Source organism: Campylobacter showae CC57C, from assembly GCF_000344295.2.
Classification (GTDB): Bacteria; Campylobacterota; Campylobacteria; order Campylobacterales; family Campylobacteraceae; genus Campylobacter_A; species Campylobacter_A showae_B.
In genome coordinates this window covers 1-805 of the sequence record NZ_AOTD01000062.1, presented here as the reverse complement: position 1 = coordinate 805, position 805 = coordinate 1, and the positions used below count along the sequence as shown (strand labels likewise).

Below are 805 nucleotides of genomic sequence, written 5' to 3'. Positions count from 1 at the left end.
CTTTTAAGAAATTTAAAAACTCTTTTTTAGTTGTTTCATCTGCGTAGCTTACTCTTTTTTCAAGCGGCTGATTAAGAGACCTTAGCCTGACTTTTTCGGACGTTTGATCAAAATTTAGCTTTCCATCCTTGAGTGAGATCTTGACGTTTGCGTGATCTCCCAGTATCTTTTCAGCGGCAAATTCGAGCCATTTATCTTTAAATTTATCTATGTCCATATCGGAGTCGAGCAAGTCGGTGATCTCTCGCAGCATAACAAATCCCGGCATAAATCCAGTTCCTGCGCCGCCTAAATCCGTGCGAACATCGTCAACGTTTAAGTTTTTATATCCAGCTAGCCCCTCGTTCGCTGCTAAAGCTTTAGTACTGTCTATAAATTTTTTTAGCTCGGTAGCTTTTTCTTTGTCGATACTAGGATCAAGTCCGTTTATCTTGCCCCAGACGCTGATTTTATCGTCCTTAGTGTAGCCGCTTAGCGAAAATATCCTCCTTATGGCTACTGGCTCGTTTGGATTTAGACCAAGCTCTTTACGCCAGCTATCTTCAAACTTTTCAAACCCCATTTTTATTCCCAGCCATTTGCTTAAGTTTTTACCCGTTAGCTTCCCTGGATCGACATTTTCCGCCCAAATTTTGAGCTGATCTCGGTCTAGTTTTTCTGGATCAAGAGCGTCATAATCAATATGTGCTGTTAAATTCAGCTGTGCGATCGCCAAATTTAAAGCTTGATTTGCCGTCTCTTTTTCCTCATGCATCTTTAAATTTTGCCCATGAGAGCTACTAAAATCATAATTTACGTTTGCGTT

At 40.5% G+C, this 805-nt stretch carries 1 protein-coding gene; it reads right to left on the bottom strand.

All coding sequences use genetic code 11. The annotated features are described in order from the left end of the window. On the bottom strand, positions 1 to 805 hold an 805-nt coding region (locus H740_RS11860), incomplete at both ends, for a hypothetical protein (protein ID WP_004322303.1).